The following is a 15813-nucleotide window of genomic DNA, read 5'->3' as shown; positions in this document are numbered from 1 at the left end:
TTTCTTCCTAAAACCGGAAGAAAACCAATCAGTAATATATTATTAATATATATAATCTGAAGGTCACGAAAATCGATAAATCTAATATCAATTATTAGTTAGATTTATAAAACGTCTGCCTCTAACCATTAGAAATTAAAATCAAACCCAAGTAATATAGAAAAATAATATCTGACATAATGATTTTGCAGATAAGACATGCCTATATAAAAAATATTGTTAATTGGCCCCTTACAAAGAGAAGCCAATACTGTCATTCCTCAAATCTATATAACACGCCATCAAGATATTCTTCAACAGTATGTATACCGAGCCATCTTCGGTTCAAACTCTCAGCTACAGCACTATAGTAATAGACCCACTAAATGGATTATGAGCAAAAAATTTCTAAACTGATATCAAAATTAAAAAATCAGCTACAGACATATATTCCTCCTCACAAAATCCATTACAATTATAAAGTAAAAATTCTCTTGGAGATTTATCATTGGGCCGAACATTTTACATACGTTATGATACTTGAATTGCCATCATCTGTTTTGTTCTGATCGCACGAGGCAAACCAACCATTATCTCCAACAGGTCTATTACCATTTAACCATATATATCCAGACTTACTTGAGCATTGCCCTCCACCGCCAAGAGCTATATCATTACCATTACAATAAACAGAAGCAGTTGGAAATCTGTAAGCAGTAGCTGTAGCAGAGTTATAGTAAATACTTCCTTGACCTGCTGCTTTCCAAACCCCATTTACACAGGAGACAAGACTCCCACTGCTTGTTCTTGCGATTAAACCATTCGGAGAACAACCACCACCAATTCCCGCCTGACCGTTTACATAAGCATATTCACCAACATTAAGTCGGCCAGCAGCATCAATATTTCCATTCGAGTGGATATAGTTAGAGTTAACATTACCTGAAGCCCACAAATATTGAGTATTAACTTGATGTCCTGCATTAATATCATTGGAAGCATAAATATTACCACTGCTATTTAGATAAGCATTAATAGCACCTCCTGAACCTGCACCAACTGTTCCCGCCGCATAAACATCATTAGTTCTTAGACCACCACTCCAGCCTGAAGGCAAATCATTAGGATCAAGGCCATTAGTCGCAAGGCGTTGCTGTATCTTTGCATTTTTATAAACATTTAAAACAGTGGTATAATCTGCAGCATTTGGAGAATAAATCGTCAGTGGTTTAGTGCCATTACTTAATCTTATTTCATAATCATTACCAGCAGCATCACCACCAAGTGCAATAGTGTCTCCATATCCATTATGAGCAACCACCTGCCCTGCGGCTGTGACCGTGCCACCTGATGTGATATTGCCACCAAAGCTACCGGTACCAGACGCAGTAATATTCTTTGCATTGTTAATATTGTTGCCACCCATATTTAAATCACCTGTCATGGGGAGAGTTCCATCACGGCGTAAATATATGGAATATAATGCACTATTAAAACCAGTTCTGAATCCAAGCAAACCACTACCCGTAATATTACTGAAATTAGAAGAAGACTCCTGCCATTGCCCCTGCATCCCGGAAATAACTGTTGTACTTTGAGTCATACCACTATCCACTCCAGCAGTTTGCATTGCTTTTCCAAGCAGATCGTAGCGTGTTTTTCCACCCTCTTTCCATGCCGTAGTAGCTACAACCAAACCATTAATCACATAGTTAGGAGTCGTTCCGCTACGTTTTAGCAAGATTTTATATGATGACTTGTAAATATTAAGACCGCTATAAGAAACAGGCAAAAGCCCTTCATTTATTAGTGTCTGGTAGGTTATTTCACACTCCGACGCATTACACGTTCTTGGCCCCGGATCATTACTCTGACTACTACTCGATGTTAACGTAGAAAGTTTATCGTAGCGTAAGTTAATGTATCCATTAACAGCTTCACCAATTTGTCTGATCTGTTCTCCGGCTGTTTTTGCCGTAAAGTCCTCTTGTGATGCCTTCATATCCTGAAACTTCAACAAGGCCATTGCACTACCAATACCTAATGCCAATATAAGTTCCAACAGAGAAAACCCTCTTTTTACATTAATCATATTCATTTTTTCACCTTAATTTATTGCTCTTAAATATTACAATTATCAAAATGATTAAATAAATCAAGATATCAAAGCAGCAAAAACATGAAACAAATTTAATAATAGATAGACGGATTACCAGAGAATGCGTTGTCTTTTTATTGTATACAAAAACAGAAAAACTAAAGATGGCACTAACCATCTTTAATTATATGAAAGGCTATAGAGGTAAATCATAACCATATTGCAAGGTGGAACACTATGGCTATGATGCTACTTTTATAAAGAAGTAAATATCAATGTATTACTATTCCCACCACTTTGGCACTGCGTCGCGGTTTTAGCAACATCTAATACTTCACCTGCGGCTTTGACATTACCTGCAGTTCCTACACCTGCTGTATAGAAATTCCCTGCGGCTGCAGTGATAATCTTGGTACATTCTGCTGCTGGCACATTTGAATAGGTTATTGTAAATGAGGAGCCTGTCGCTGCGGAAGGCCCTGTATTTGCCGATGCCACGACAACATTTCCTTTGAATGCATTGATAGGTGTTGCAGAAGAACCTGAACCGCTCAACATATTATCCGGGAATATTTTCGCCTGAACCGCAACAGTATTTGTCAATCCGGTAAAACTGGATGCTGATGTATAGAGTGCTTTTACACCAGCCTGTATTGTTGCTATGTTATTACTTTCAGCCTGTGCACGTTGTGAAGCCTGAACTTTAGGATAAACAATAAAAGCAGCAACAACTAATGCTGCGATGATCCCAAGAACTAACAATAATTCTAAGAGAGAAAAACCTTTCCTGCTTTTTTGATTTTTAATTAATACTGTTTTTTTCATTTCCTTTATATCTCCTGTTGGTAATCGTAAGGTTATAAAAGAAATAGTTGATGTACGATAAAAAACAAGACACTAAAATAGTTTTAGCTCACTTTTACTGATGAACGGCTTACCTTTAAAGTGCCAAAAATACAATCCTGTTATTCTGACCTCCACTATTACAGGTGGATGTCATTAGCGTTATGTCCGTGCCAGTCCCATTTTGTTTAACCATTGTTCCATAATTCTTACCCGCTGATTCACCACTGCCATTTATACCCTTTTGGTTTGAAACATAGATATTATAGAAGGAAACTTTCAACAGCAGATATTAGCTTTATACAAACACTATCAGGCACATCTGAATAACTTATCGTAAATGATGAAGCCGCCAGTCCTGATGGACTGACATCATTAGCATCAACGACAACATACCCCCCCCATGATGATATTCCCCATGTGTTTTTTTTTGAAAGCATGTCATCCGGGAAAAATTGTGCAGGTATAGCTACTGCTGTTGTTGCCAGCCCGCTGTAGTCAGGTTGCCCGGCATACACATTCCTTACAGAGGCATAAATCTGTCCAATATGTTTAGCTTCGACATCAACATATCTTGCATCTCTTACCTTCGGATACCCGATAAATGAGGCTACTATTAGTGCTGCAACAATCCCAAGAACTAACAAAAGCTCTAACAGGGAAAATCCTTTCTGACTTTTCCTATAATTAACTAATACTGACTCTCTCATTTGCTTTATAACTCCTGTATTTAACTGACAAGAGATAAAGTAATCCATAAATAATATAAATCAAGTTCAGGTAAAAATTTACATCATTATCATTTATAAGTCTCTATAAAAAACAAAAGGGCTGGAGATTATCCAACCCTTTTATTGGAAGCAAGCTTCCTGACTTTATTAAAAACCATCAATACAGAATTACAAGATTGAATATGGAGTTATTCATCTGTATTAATGGTCTCACTTTATAAGTGATGAATAATATATATAATTATATTATTTAAAAGTCAATGCCAAAGTTAATTTAAAATGATAATTTTATATATCACCACGATCTTTTTTTGTAATCCATTGTAGTCGGGCAAATGCCTTGTTTTTCGAAGAACTTATGTCTTGATTTTTCTTATTCCATCCGAAATTTTTAAACCCTTGTATAATTTCACATATCATAGCACCACACCTCTTATTTATTCTATAATGATGATGTACATACATCACTGAATGATAAAGAGTCAAATTAATATGCAGCAATAAATATATAGATGTTAGATATGAATAATTAAATCTGCCTGCCCTTCATTTCGAGAAGAAATGCACGTCCTTTCTTTCTATATTTAATCACCTCTTCATCATTAAGATCGCGAATGTGCAAAAGAAAACCAAGAACCAACTCTTTGTCCACATCAAACACATTACTATCAACTGCTTTTGCAACTTCAGCACCAAGAATGATCTTCTGACGTGTTTCAATCTGTTTGGCTTCAACCTTTGATTTATGTTGCAATCGATTAAGACGTAGTTGAGCACTGGCAATTTTTTGCTGTAATGATTTACTTACTTTATGGTTTTTATCTTCTTCACTCATATTATTCATCCATCTTGTTCTCTATAGCTATGATTAAAGAATCAATAAATCCGTAATCTGAAAATCCATAAATCTGGTCAGTTTCATTAATAATGATAGCCATCAATACAGGAATGCAGTTTGTCTCGAAACAATATTCTTTAAATAGCCCTGCGACTCGGCCTTCAAAACTAGTACATAATTTAATCAACTCTTGTTCGCCATACTTAGAGCACCAATCGTGATATGCAAAATCCATCTTATGATATTTATATATTGTCTGCTCTTTTACATCTTCTATGCCTAAATTTAATATACCAATAGCTTCATATATCTCATAGCCAAAGGTTGGAATATTATGAGGCTCATGAAAACCATTGTGACCTAACACACGTAAAACAAAGCTGGTTGAGTCATATATTAAATCAACATACTCCTCGACTATCATACATAAGAATGGCAGGTATCGTTGTTCTACTTCATATGTTTCAATAATGTGATAAACTTCTGTTTCAAAGTTATCTATTATCGATTGGTAATCGGTATGAAAATAGTTGACACTTTGATTGTTCAGTAAATCCACTGCTAATTTCTCTCTTAGAATTTCTATTTTTATGTTAAATTTTTCAACGCAATATTTGATGCGTTCATACCATATGCAGGCCCTTTCATAATCATTGCTGTTAAATACATTCATTAAACACTCCTTTTATTATTTAATATGAAATGTTACTTATTATAGTTCTTATTATTTGTCAAAAAACCACCACAGTCTAAATACTATGCTCTATACATTTAGTTAAAATAAAGATACAATGTTCTTCATCAAATTACTTTAGCGTCAGAACCATTATGTTCAAAAAAGGTTACAAACTGCCTCATGTATTTCCTAATGAATCGTTCATTCAGGAACAACTAGAAAAATATTTTATACAATTAGAATACTCTATAGTCCCGGAGAAACCAATAGATCTAAAATGTGTCCACCAAAGCACTAATGAAACATGGATTATTGAGGTTAAAGGGAAAACAGCACAAATTGGCCTTGATTTTAAGACATGTTTGGGGCAGTTGTTAATGCGTATGAATAATCCTGAATATAAATATGCTATAGCGATACCTGATATCATTGACTATCATCAGCAGATGAATAAGATACCAGCGTTAGTCTTGCAAAGACTTAATTTACACATATTTATCATTTCTCAAGATGGAAATGTTAAATTAGTATCGAGCGCCAAGCTTTAAAATTTTTACACAAAAGTGCAACAGCCTATATATGTAATTATGCAACACATACGCGAGCGTTCACTAACATAAAATACCCAATACTCTCCCCGTTACTTATTTTTGCATTTTAATGAAAACGTTTTAACCGTACATTTCAATATTCCAATTTCATCTCTCAACCTGTAGAACAAATTTCACTAACAGCATCTTTTATTTTATGTTTTTTAGTCTTATTTTAGGCTTCCCGCCTTACGGCGGGAAATATTAATACTCCTTTCGTCCTTCGGACACTATCTAAAAACCCAAACTGCAGACATTAGCGCTATACCTCTGCCACTCATCCTGTTTTAAAGCTGTCATTAGTAAGTTTTGGCCCTATTTGTTTTACAGACTTTCTGTTTAGCGGTATTAATTAACAAGAGTGAAACGTTATACATCGTCGTTATTTTTTGAGCCATTTATGGCAAATAAAAATAAAGCAATGCCCACTTACGCATTACTTCGTAATGCCGTGGGGTCTACCGACGGTCCCTGCGGGGCTAAAACCGTTTCCTTCGGAAACAAAATCAAGGTCAACCCCAGCGTTTTCCTTGCGTAAAACGAAAACCAGCTAGTCAGCATTAGAGGTATCTTTGGATGGCGATATACAGTTTTAAAATGGAGAACATCAGCAGAGGCGAAGGCAAATCTTCGGTTGCCTCCGCTGCCTATCGTCATCGTAAAGTATTCACTGATAATCGTACTGGTGATATTCATGGTCGTAAAACAGCGCATAAAAAGGACCTTTATTTTGCGCAGATTTTTGCCCCTGAAAATACACCACCAGATCTGATAGTAGATAGTGAAACACTCTGGAATGCTGTTGAAGCATCAGAGAAGAGGAAAGATGCCCGTCTCGCCAAAGAGTTTAAAATTGCCCTGCCCGCTGAGCTAACACCAGAACAAAGCATTGAACTCACCGCTGCTTTTGTTCTTGAACACTTCACCAAGAAGGGAATCATTGCCGATGTTGTTATCCACGATATTAATGGTCATAACCCTCATATCCATATCATGGGAACAACCCGTGGGGTTCTTTCTACCGGCTTTGGTAAAAAGGTCCGTGAGTGGGATAAGCCTGAAACGCTTGATGGCTGGCGCAAAGGTTGGCAGGACTTCTGTAACGAATTCCTTGAGAAATATGAGCATGAGGTTCGTGTTGACCACCGTTCCATCAGGGTTCAGCATCAAGAAGCACTTAAACTGGCAGCAGTGGCTGTTAACAATGAAGACAAAGCTATCTGGCTTGCCAAAGCTGAAGAAACAAACCGTGATCCAATGCGACACATCCCCCGTAGTCGCTGGAACACTCAGACCGCTCAACAGCAGCGTGCAGCAGAACAGGCTGTTCGTGATGACAGGAGGGAAGAAGCCAAGAAGACGTATTCCCTGTTTAAAGATCTGCCACTGGATATTGTGGTTGATGTCAGGAACTTTACTGTATCTGTTCTCCCTGAGCCGGAGGAAATCATATTGGCTGATGTTCTCGCCAGTACAGCAGATAACAGAAAAACAATACCTGCTCCGACGATTCCAGTTTCACAAAAAAGACCAGCAACAAAATCATATCGTGATCCTGATAAGGTAAGTCAGGTTAACCGAGACCCCAAACCGTCACTGGTGATCCCTACCTCACCTCGGACTAAACTGAAAACCCCCACTTCTCCAGCAACTGGCACGATTAAACGCGCTCCTGTTAAAAGTAAGAGGAAGCAAGTTAAACCTCGCCAGAGTGGCGTCTTTAAGCGTTTCACAGTCTATATCATAGACTTTTTCAAAGAAAAATTTGTCTGGGCCAAGAAGAAGCCTGCCACGGTTTCAGGCGATGTTGAACACGATAAGCGTATAGCAGAAAACTACGTGTTCGATGAAGTGCTGGGCATCTATGTGCCACGCACTGAACATGAAAAACGTGTCAGATTCAACAGTGACACGTATAGTCCAAAACCGGATGAGATCATGCGTTTTCCAAGTCGCACTAAAGAGGAACAGCGTAAAGCAGGTAATGATCCGGGCTATACCTCTTCATCGCAATCAGTATCAGAAAGAAATAAGAATCATTCTTCATTTAGGGCATCAGTATTCAATAAAAGTAGATGATATTCATTTTTAGCTTATACATTACTCTTGATAGAATCATCTGTAATGGTGTATATATGTGTTTCTACTACAAAATTTTCACATACCAGACTATTTACTTTTAAGCAGCAACTACAATGTGAGTGATAATTTATGACAGATATTAAGAGTAAACAAAAACAACATTATGTGCCGCAGTTTTACCTTAAAAATTGGATTGGTCGAGATGGTATATGGGTTAATCATAAATCAGAAAAAAACAAGCCTCCTTATGCAAAAAAAAGTACTAAAGATGTTGGTGAAGAAAGATATTTTTATGGTTCATTAATTGACGATGTTGTTTATGACATGCTAGTATATAAGTATTCTGAGCGTCTTAAAAATAATGATAAATTATTGCATTCCATTTTATCAGAATTTAAAAAATTTCAACTTATAGATGATATTGCATATAAAAAAAAGGGTATTGTTTTTAATGATAAACATACAATAAATAAGCTTGAACAATTGTATGATGTTTTTAAAAAAAATTTCTTAGAGGACAAATATTCCAATATAGAGAATACGTTATCTAAATCAATTAATCAGTTCAATGAGTTAAATAGTACATTGATTGAAACATTCATACCAAATGGGACATTTGAATCTTTATTAGCATTTTATTGTTTTCAACTACATAGAACCCCTAAAGCATTAGCGACATTCCAAAATACAATCTCCTCATTTTCCATTATTAAAAATGAAATTGAAAGTGAACTTACAAATATACAAAAAAAATCATTAATTCAATACATTCTATACATAGACTCATTTTTATTAGCAGAAAGGCTCGCAAAGGAAAATTATTCCATAAGGATTTTTAAAAACAGAACAAAAAAACGTTTTATTACATCTGATTCACCATCCGTGATAATATTCAAGGATAATATATTTGGATTTATTCCATTAACACCGAAGTTATTAATGCAAATAGAAAAAGGAAATACGTTCAATAATGTAAACCCAAATAGAATTTCAATAGATTATCTTTTTAGCTCTGAAAAAGTATCCATTATAAATGGTATAATTCATGAGCAATCAGATAGATACTTATATGCTAGAAGTAAAAATGATTTTCTCGCCAAAAAAGAAAAATAGAAATAAACCACACACTAATCAAGAATTATTAAACTCTATTTATAAACATAAGAAGTTGAAGTATTAAAAACATCTCGAATCGCTTCATTTAATAAGTGATTCGAGATATAGGTATACTAATAGGTGTCAACTTTAAAACACTATGTGAAAATAATATTTTCAATTATATTCTGGTATAAACATAACATTATCTGAGTAAATCACCTTACCAGCGACAAATCCTACCATAGCGACTATTGGCAAACTGATCATAACCCCTGCCATATCTTTAGACATGCCAATTAGCAAGGACAGACCAAAAGCCTACAGAATAACCACAAACACATACCAGACTATATAGGTTCCATACAGAATAATCACCTGACACCCAGTGCAAACGTGAAAACCACGTTGACCCTCTTTGAAACAGTACGGGCATTTGATGGTATTGTTTTCCATGATAGACACCTTAGAGCGCTTTCCAGCCATTGCTGGTTTTAACAAGATTAATCATGCTCTCTTCAGGTTCATTCATACCCTTGACGCTGGAGAACGCTTTTTTGTCCACCCATGAAGGAACGTCAGCGAGTTTCCACGTATAAGATACGCGAACTACTTTTTGACTACCTTCACCCGGTTCCGTCCATTCTGTAATCTTGTCAACAATCCGATGACCAACGCAGGCACCACCTTTACGATCCCAAAACTCAACCTCTTGGCCTTTGTCTGTTACTTCCAGAACATCAACACTGCTAAAGCCGTTAGACTGCTGAGAAACAGTGAGCAGACCCTGTTCAGCAAGTCCTTTAAGGATTTCATCACTGGCACTGTATCCGGCAGAACGGTAGCCACGGTTAACCTTAATCGGAAAACCTTTGTTGAATACAATGTCGTTGTCCTGCAGGGAGTAGCACAGCTTTGATTGTGATATTTTCGCGTTGATCGCTTTCTCAAAATCGCCTTTTTCACCACATCCCGCCAGTGCCAGAGCTACGCCAGCAATGAGTAAAATCTTCTTCATCTGCTTATCCATCCTAATAATCAAAAATGTTGCCATATGTTGATGCTTTTGTGGCTAGCCGTAGTGTTTCTACGTGTTGATACCGATAGTCACAACAAAACCACTGCCTAACCAATTGATAGGATTCAATTCTTTTTGAGACTCGTCATATCGTTTAAAACGATCAAAAACAACATCTTGATATGTTACACCTATCATAAATTAATATTCGATCGTTTTAAGCAATTAATCACCGATCGATATCATGCATTTAATCGATAAAAACTATCAATATTCAATTATTGATCTTTTGTATCGATCATATTTTTACATTCTGATAGGCTTGAAAAGCTGGGACAAGAGCCTTAGCCGCAACGCCATAAGAGCCAAAAACCCTTTAAAGTTCTGCGAGCAGGCCATATCCCATTAATTCATTTACATGGAGGAAGTAAAAGTGGAAGCAATCAGTATCGTGTTTTTAGTGGTACTTTTCATCGTTATCATGACCGCAGTAGATATACAGAAGAAAAAGCACTACAACAGCTTCATGGAAATTCTGGACGGCGACATCTTATCTTATGAGTGTCAGAGAACCGGGATCGTTATAGACACCAAACAGCGTACAGTTCGGTTTTTCGATAAAGAAAAAGACAAAACATATTCTTATGACAATATTAGAGAGATCAATTACACGCTCTCAGAGGCTGGAAAATTTTACGGGAATGGAACATTACGAGGCATGAATAATGCAGCCATTGCTAACGGAAGAGAACAGATTTTAGCTAATCAACGCTCAGGTATTAATATCTTAACCGATGATATTAAAAATCCCATATGGAAAATTAATGTTCCCGTTAAAAATAAAATAACGTCAAATCAAGAACTTTGCGAACGCTGGCTGTTAGTTTTTCAACGATATGTATTGTAAACCATTATTTTTAACTATTATCTACCTATGGAACTAAAATGAAAAAAATGCTTATTGCTGTATTAGTTATTCTTCCACTTACCAGTTGCACCGTTCAGGGAAATAAATCTCTCACAGATGAAAATCATCAGACGGTAAAGCTAAAAATCATCAAGGGGAAAACCACTCAACAAGAGATACTTACCGCATTCGGAGAACCACAGACACGCGCCACGAATGACGGACAAGAGATGTGGAGTTACTCCAGTATGACGGGAGAAAGCCAGCTATCTAACTACGTTCCCGGTCTCGCCCTACTAACCAATAGCAGTACAGCACACATTAGATCGCTGGATATCTGGTTTAAGGGTGATGTTGTAGAACGTTATAATTTTAGTCAGACAGCCAGTAAAGTTACACGAGGTATGCTTGATTAGTGGTTTCATTTAATTTTATGAAAACTAACTTCATGAGTAAAATCACTTCCTTGAGAAGTGATTTTACTCAATATGATTAGATTATATTCTTTCTAACACTCAATACTTTTTCAACATAATCAGTTTCGAATCTACTAACAGATGCAGTCCCATAAAAGAATTCATTATTATAAATCATTCGATGCTTAGCTACAGCGTCGAGAATAAACCTAAAACTAAATTGCCTCTCGATATCCATCATCCCACTATAAAACATATCAAGTGAAGGCATCCAATCGTATAGATAACGACATTCATCAAGCACCAACATATCCATATACATATTGGTGTCTTTTGCTTTGTATTTCCATCTCATTGTCCTTTCCATGTTTACATGATAAGGTACGGATAATTGCCTGAATAAAACCTCTTTAATTTGATGAAACAAAAAAAGATCGCAAAATGGATAAACTGATTGATGCCAATTTATTTTATTGAGATTTAGCAGGGAATCACTATAGAAATCATTCTCTGTACGCCCTTCATCTAATAGAAAATGCATATTAGAAACATTTTTTATTAGATCATGTGCATTACCATTAGCACTCATTTGAGATAAAAAAGACTGAGCATAATCATTAAAATCATTATCATAATAAATATCTTGATAGTAATTTTCATCTTTCTTATTACTTTTTTTATCTATTGATGCAATTGTCCAAAGGATTGGAAATAGCCCTGAATCAACTATAATATCCCCACCATTCCCATTGCTATCAAAATGAAATAAATCATTTACGCTTTTAGTTAGATCGTTGTAATTAGAAATATTAAACATATTTTTATATAAAGAATGCGATGAGGTGAAATTATCGTATGGAGAGATCACCGAAATCAGGTCAACTAATAATCTCGTTATATACTGGCCATAGAAGTCTTCAATTTCACATTCAACTTTTTTATGCCATTCATCGAGACTATAACCTTTAGAAATTGCACCATCAGTACAGTTCCATTCAGGATTATTACTCTCCAATGTTGATTTTGGATAGAGATAACTCGCAACTAAATTTACGATATTTTTATGCTCATTTGCATTTTGTTCTTTTGACGGTAGACTTACATTTGTTATCATAACACCGATAGATGAAAGCGCATGATATTTTAATATTGATGTTATTGCCTTTAATGTTTTCTGACCAGCTTTCTTACTTGGCAATGGTCCACAGAAATCAAGATATATAAGATCAAATTTCTGCGGTGACACCTCAAAAAAATCCCCAATATTTGCTTTAATTAATTTTATAAAAGGAAATTTTGAAGCAAGTGCAGAGATTACTGCCTCGTTGTATATTTTGGCATCACTTTCAAATGCCCAAATATTTTCTGGCAAAAGCCCCATATTAGTCATTTCAGTTAAATCATTCTCAGGGTTAGGCCCAGATAAATATGCGACTTTGATACTACGCGCAGTCCTATCTTGAATTACTGAATCATAGAATTCTTCCCACCGAGTTATTGTTTCCTCCGATAACGCATCAACTATAAACGCACGAGGATCACTTTCGTCTTTCTTATAAAACTCTTTAACTTTTCGAATATAGTCTTTAGGAGCTAAAGTCGAGTTTTTTCTACGCAAAGTAAGCGCCTCAATCGCAGCTTTTAAAACACTTTTACGAGCTATATTTTTATTTTCTTCTTTATACATTATTAAATTCCGCTCTATAATTTAGCATTCACATTTTAGTAAGAATATCAACTAAGGTATAATCTGGATAGGCTCAGCCATTCTAATGTCACCAATGCGGATAGGTAGATCACCTTCTCGCTGGCACTGCTCCTTAATGGATTGCCACTCCTCAGCTTCCGACTCCATATGAAGAGCAACCGAGTCAAAAGCACCTTCGGCTACGACTATGCTAGGCTCTTTATCTGTTTTATTATCAGTCGATTCTGTTTTAGGCCCTTCAGCCAGTTTTTCTTCCAACCCGGCTAAACTCGCTTTCAACTCATCAAGGCTGCTGGCGGCGTCTCTTGGCGCATAGAAGAACAGCCCACTGATGAAGATAGCTTCCATTACCTCACTGAACGAAAACGAGGTATCACCATAAACTAAGCAGCAATGCTTGGTACTCTTCACCCCTGATACGTTCTTCTTCAACAATCCATCCTTCGACGAAGTCATCAATGTTTGTTTACTATAGAGAATTACAGGCAGATTTTTAATTTCGTGAACATCACCGCTGATACTCCAGCGTTCTTTATCCCCTTTAATGAAGCCTGAAGCATCGCAGCTACTTTCTATGTCAAACTCATCAGTCGGGAACCGCTCGCGATTAAAATAGGCCGAAAAATCTTCCCCTTCTTCCATATCCTGACGCTTGTAAGCACGATAAACCGAGCTTCGACGGTCAATTCCAATCCATTCAATATCCCATGTCGTTGGCCCGGACGGTTTTCTTACCTCATCTATATATGCACCAACATCTCTGTCCAGATAAGCCGCTAACAACGCCTTCCACGGCTCTATAGCCAAGAAGATACTTGCCAGTGTTGTTCCTTCTTCAATCAGAGTCGTATGGTGGAAGAAGCGAAGAAGAAAAAAGGGATCGGTATTGGCCATCGTGTTCTGTATGGGTAGCAATGGAACCGCCGAGCTTTCATCGTAATCGGACTGAAACCGCAGTATTGCATCGGAACAAAAAATTAATTTACCTTCCATCGCTCATCGCCTCCTGACGCTATCAGACAACGCATTTTACCAGAACACTGCTACTTATCGCATTCGACTTTAACCTGACCCATGTTCGTTGATAGCTCTGGATATGGATTCAACCCAAAAGCATTGACCTTATGGATAACATCACAATATCTGAAACTGATAACTCAGATTATAACATCTGTGATTTTATAGTTTCTTCACTCATCTGTGTGAGTTCTGAAACCAAGCGAATATAAATATTTTTCAACCTATCTTTATCGCAACGACTTACAGACTCCGATAACAGATAATGGCTATAATTATTGACATAAATATCATTGTCATTTTCAAGAGTGAGTTTTATTCCATATTCAGTACCTTCTACTTTGTTTACAATACAGATCATAAATGGTGTTTTCTCATGGGGATGAAAGAGTGTTATCATTTTAATATTTTTCATTTGATTTTTTATTTATTACTATTTAATACTACATCGCGATCGTGAAAATCAAATTTATTTATGTTTTAACCATGATTTTTCCTCTTATTTTTAAACTACTTTTTGAAAAAATCTTTATCTCTGTGCTGACGCACGGCTACGCCCTGACGCTGACATTTTTATTTTATTCATCTCCTGTCTGTTAAATAAAAAGAAAAGTACTCGATCATTGTTTGATCTCTTTTCCTCATGATGCTGAATTTAGATCCTATGTTTAAACATAGTTTTTCCCTTTAGACATATAGCATTTGCTCTTAAACGTATAGGAAAACTATATCCTTGGTAGCAGCACTTCGTGATTGTTGCGAACAATCACTCTGCTGAACAGGGCTTGCCCCTGTTAATATTGGATTTATCCAAAAAAGATCGCGTCGTAGACGCTAATAAAACAAAAGAAATCTTAATTAAGCAGTCCCGATAGTCGCAGCGGTTCGTGATTGTAGAAAACAATCACTTCGCTGTAATATCATAGTAGGAAAAATAACACAGATAACACAACTGGTACCATTTTGATAAGGCACCAATCAACTAAAAAGAAGAACTATTTTCAATATTACATTCTTTAAAATGTCATCCAAAGCTTCGCTATTTGAATAATGAAGAAGAAAAATGCTCTCAAGCAAGCTATAGCTTAAAACAAAGTACGCACTCTCGGGAGTTAAAGTCCCGAATCCCGGTACTTAAGTTGATAACTATTCTCAAATAATAAAGTGTTATTTTTATATATTCTGTAGCACTACAAGTTTTATACGTAAGAACATCAAGTGTTAGTTATTTTAAAAAATATAAACTTTAAGTATTGACTTGCACACAAAATATAGTATTTACTTAAATGTATAACTAAAAAAATAAAGGAGTAAATACCATGATAAAAAATAAGATACAAACTGAAGTAAAGAAATCAAGAAGAGGTCTCCCACGTCATACTAAAAACCCATTTCTTAATGATACAAGTCTACATACAAAAACTGGCGTCAGACGTATTACTACAGGAAAAGATCGATTAGCATTAGTTAATGAGAGTACGGGAGAGCAAGTTGGTAATGGTGGTTTCTTTCAGTCTATGGAAGTAGACAAGACACAGTTCGTGAAGCTTTATGTGGATGGCGTATCAGCTATTGAGGGTTTATCCTCATCCGGTAAGAAAGTATTCAAGATACTGTATCTTGCTATCAGAGATAATAAAGATACAGATACTATATTAATGTCATTCGATATTGTTGATCAAGATATCGTAAAAATATCAAGAACTACTTATTTCAAAGGTATGAAAGAACTTGCTGACAAGAAATTTATTGCTGAGACCATGATACAAAACTATTATTTTATTAATCCAGACTATATGTTTAATGGTGATCGTT

Annotated in this window: 15 protein-coding genes and 1 pseudogene; 6 read left to right on the top strand and 10 right to left on the bottom strand. The window is 36.0% G+C overall.

What is annotated here, in order from left to right:
• Window positions 1-484 precede the first annotated feature (484 nt).
• The 5 genes from ACOI7Z_RS05755 to ACOI7Z_RS05735 all read right to left on the bottom strand — a co-directional run bounded on the left by ACOI7Z_RS05755 (window position 485) and on the right by ACOI7Z_RS05735 (window position 5162).
• Complete coding sequence (locus ACOI7Z_RS05755) at window positions 485-2077, bottom strand: prepilin-type N-terminal cleavage/methylation domain-containing protein (protein ID WP_087848986.1); 1593 nt, start codon at window positions 2075-2077, stop codon at window positions 485-487.
• A 255-nt stretch (window positions 2078-2332) separates the two neighbouring features.
• The gene (locus ACOI7Z_RS05750) at window positions 2333-2902 is read right to left on the bottom strand and encodes a type 4 pilus major pilin (protein WP_087848987.1); all 570 of its coding nucleotides are present in this window, start codon (window positions 2900-2902) and stop codon (window positions 2333-2335) included.
• A 281-nt stretch (window positions 2903-3183) separates the two neighbouring features.
• Window positions 3184-3630: a type 4 pilus major pilin gene (locus tag ACOI7Z_RS05745; protein WP_170927828.1), complete on the bottom strand. Its 447-nt coding sequence runs from the start codon at window positions 3628-3630 to the stop codon at window positions 3184-3186.
• 550 nt (window positions 3631-4180) lie between these two features.
• Window positions 4181-4495 carry a conjugal transfer protein TraD gene (locus tag ACOI7Z_RS05740; RefSeq protein ID WP_087848989.1) on the bottom strand — a complete coding sequence of 105 codons (315 nt, stop codon included), beginning with the start codon at window positions 4493-4495 and terminating at the stop codon, window positions 4181-4183.
• Window positions 4488-5162 (bottom strand): hypothetical protein, encoded by a 675-nt coding sequence (locus ACOI7Z_RS05735; RefSeq protein WP_087848990.1) that lies wholly within the window; start codon window positions 5160-5162, stop codon window positions 4488-4490. The genes ACOI7Z_RS05740 and ACOI7Z_RS05735 overlap by 8 nt, the downstream gene beginning before the upstream one ends.
• A 155-nt stretch (window positions 5163-5317) precedes the next feature.
• On the opposite strand from ACOI7Z_RS05735, the gene ACOI7Z_RS05730 reads away from it, so the two are divergent.
• From ACOI7Z_RS05730 to ACOI7Z_RS05720, 3 genes are all read left to right on the top strand, one after another.
• On the top strand, window positions 5318-5713 hold the full coding sequence (locus ACOI7Z_RS05730; protein ID WP_032721012.1) for a hypothetical protein: 396 nt from the start codon (window positions 5318-5320) through the stop codon (window positions 5711-5713).
• Between the two features lie 618 nt (window positions 5714-6331).
• The gene (mobQ, locus tag ACOI7Z_RS05725; RefSeq protein WP_087848991.1) at window positions 6332-7834 is read left to right on the top strand and encodes a MobQ family relaxase; all 1503 of its coding nucleotides are present in this window, start codon (window positions 6332-6334) and stop codon (window positions 7832-7834) included.
• A 132-nt stretch (window positions 7835-7966) separates the two neighbouring features.
• On the top strand, window positions 7967-8950 hold the full coding sequence (locus ACOI7Z_RS05720) for a DUF4238 domain-containing protein (RefSeq protein WP_087848992.1): 984 nt from the start codon (window positions 7967-7969) through the stop codon (window positions 8948-8950).
• Between the two features lie 159 nt (window positions 8951-9109).
• Here ACOI7Z_RS05720 and ACOI7Z_RS05715 read toward each other — a convergent pair.
• Window positions 9110-9388: pseudogene (locus ACOI7Z_RS05715) on the bottom strand (hypothetical protein).
• A gap of 10 nt (window positions 9389-9398) precedes the next feature.
• A complete protein-coding gene (locus ACOI7Z_RS05710) occupies window positions 9399-9950 on the bottom strand; it encodes a membrane lipoprotein lipid attachment site-containing protein (protein WP_087849046.1) in 552 nt (183 codons plus the stop codon).
• A gap of 433 nt (window positions 9951-10383) precedes the next feature.
• On the opposite strand from ACOI7Z_RS05710, the gene ACOI7Z_RS05705 reads away from it, so the two are divergent.
• Together ACOI7Z_RS05705 and ACOI7Z_RS05700 are read left to right on the top strand one after the other, a co-directional pair.
• Window positions 10384-10857: a DUF4755 domain-containing protein gene (locus ACOI7Z_RS05705; RefSeq protein ID WP_087848993.1), complete on the top strand. Its 474-nt coding sequence runs from the start codon at window positions 10384-10386 to the stop codon at window positions 10855-10857.
• Between the two features lie 38 nt (window positions 10858-10895).
• The gene (locus tag ACOI7Z_RS05700; RefSeq protein ID WP_087848994.1) at window positions 10896-11273 is read left to right on the top strand and encodes a hypothetical protein; all 378 of its coding nucleotides are present in this window, start codon (window positions 10896-10898) and stop codon (window positions 11271-11273) included.
• 76 nt (window positions 11274-11349) lie between these two features.
• Here the strand turns inward: ACOI7Z_RS05700 and ACOI7Z_RS05695 are convergent, their stop codons facing one another.
• The 3 genes from ACOI7Z_RS05695 to ACOI7Z_RS05685 form a co-directional block, all read right to left on the bottom strand.
• A complete protein-coding gene (locus ACOI7Z_RS05695) occupies window positions 11350-12960 on the bottom strand; it encodes a class I SAM-dependent methyltransferase (RefSeq protein WP_087848995.1) in 1611 nt (536 codons plus the stop codon).
• A gap of 51 nt (window positions 12961-13011) precedes the next feature.
• A complete protein-coding gene (locus ACOI7Z_RS05690; protein ID WP_087848996.1) occupies window positions 13012-13974 on the bottom strand; it encodes a hypothetical protein in 963 nt (320 codons plus the stop codon).
• 169 nt (window positions 13975-14143) lie between these two features.
• Entirely contained in the window at window positions 14144-14413 is a 270-nt protein-coding gene (locus ACOI7Z_RS05685) for a hypothetical protein (protein ID WP_072011301.1), read from the bottom strand.
• Window positions 14414-15317: 904 nt separating this feature from the next.
• On the opposite strand from ACOI7Z_RS05685, the gene ACOI7Z_RS05680 reads away from it, so the two are divergent.
• The coding region (locus ACOI7Z_RS05680) for a replication/maintenance protein RepL (RefSeq protein WP_420702059.1) at window positions 15318-15813 on the top strand (496 nt) is incomplete at its 3' end.

The sequence above is a fragment of the Klebsiella sp. C283 genome, assembly GCF_048822555.1.
Taxonomy (GTDB): Bacteria; Pseudomonadota; Gammaproteobacteria; order Enterobacterales; family Enterobacteriaceae; genus Klebsiella; species Klebsiella quasipneumoniae.
Note: the sequence above shows the minus strand (reverse complement) of the source record. Positions and strands in the feature narration are given on the sequence as shown.

Excerpts from the sequence above, each read along its gene's own strand:
- ACOI7Z_RS05735 (WP_087848990.1), bottom strand. The coding sequence starts at position 5,162 with ATGAATGTATTTAACAGCAATGATTATGAAAGGGCCTGCATATGGTAT.
- ACOI7Z_RS05740 (WP_087848989.1), bottom strand. The coding sequence starts at position 4,495 with ATGAATAATATGAGTGAAGAAGATAAAAACCATAAAGTAAGTAAATCA.
- ACOI7Z_RS05710 (WP_087849046.1), bottom strand. The coding sequence starts at position 9,950 with ATGAAGAAGATTTTACTCATTGCTGGCGTAGCTCTGGCACTGGCGGGA.
- ACOI7Z_RS05700 (WP_087848994.1), top strand. The coding sequence starts at position 10,896 with ATGAAAAAAATGCTTATTGCTGTATTAGTTATTCTTCCACTTACCAGT.
- ACOI7Z_RS05720 (WP_087848992.1), top strand. The coding sequence starts at position 7,967 with ATGACAGATATTAAGAGTAAACAAAAACAACATTATGTGCCGCAGTTT.
- ACOI7Z_RS05690 (WP_087848996.1), bottom strand. The coding sequence starts at position 13,974 with ATGGAAGGTAAATTAATTTTTTGTTCCGATGCAATACTGCGGTTTCAG.
- mobQ (WP_087848991.1), top strand. The coding sequence starts at position 6,332 with ATGGCGATATACAGTTTTAAAATGGAGAACATCAGCAGAGGCGAAGGC.
- ACOI7Z_RS05695 (WP_087848995.1), bottom strand. The coding sequence starts at position 12,960 with ATGTATAAAGAAGAAAATAAAAATATAGCTCGTAAAAGTGTTTTAAAA.
- ACOI7Z_RS05685 (WP_072011301.1), bottom strand. The coding sequence starts at position 14,413 with ATGAAAAATATTAAAATGATAACACTCTTTCATCCCCATGAGAAAACA.
- ACOI7Z_RS05755 (WP_087848986.1), bottom strand. The coding sequence starts at position 2,077 with ATGAATATGATTAATGTAAAAAGAGGGTTTTCTCTGTTGGAACTTATA.
- ACOI7Z_RS05730 (WP_032721012.1), top strand. The coding sequence starts at position 5,318 with ATGTTCAAAAAAGGTTACAAACTGCCTCATGTATTTCCTAATGAATCG.
- ACOI7Z_RS05750 (WP_087848987.1), bottom strand. The coding sequence starts at position 2,902 with ATGAAAAAAACAGTATTAATTAAAAATCAAAAAAGCAGGAAAGGTTTT.
- ACOI7Z_RS05745 (WP_170927828.1), bottom strand. The coding sequence starts at position 3,630 with ATGAGAGAGTCAGTATTAGTTAATTATAGGAAAAGTCAGAAAGGATTT.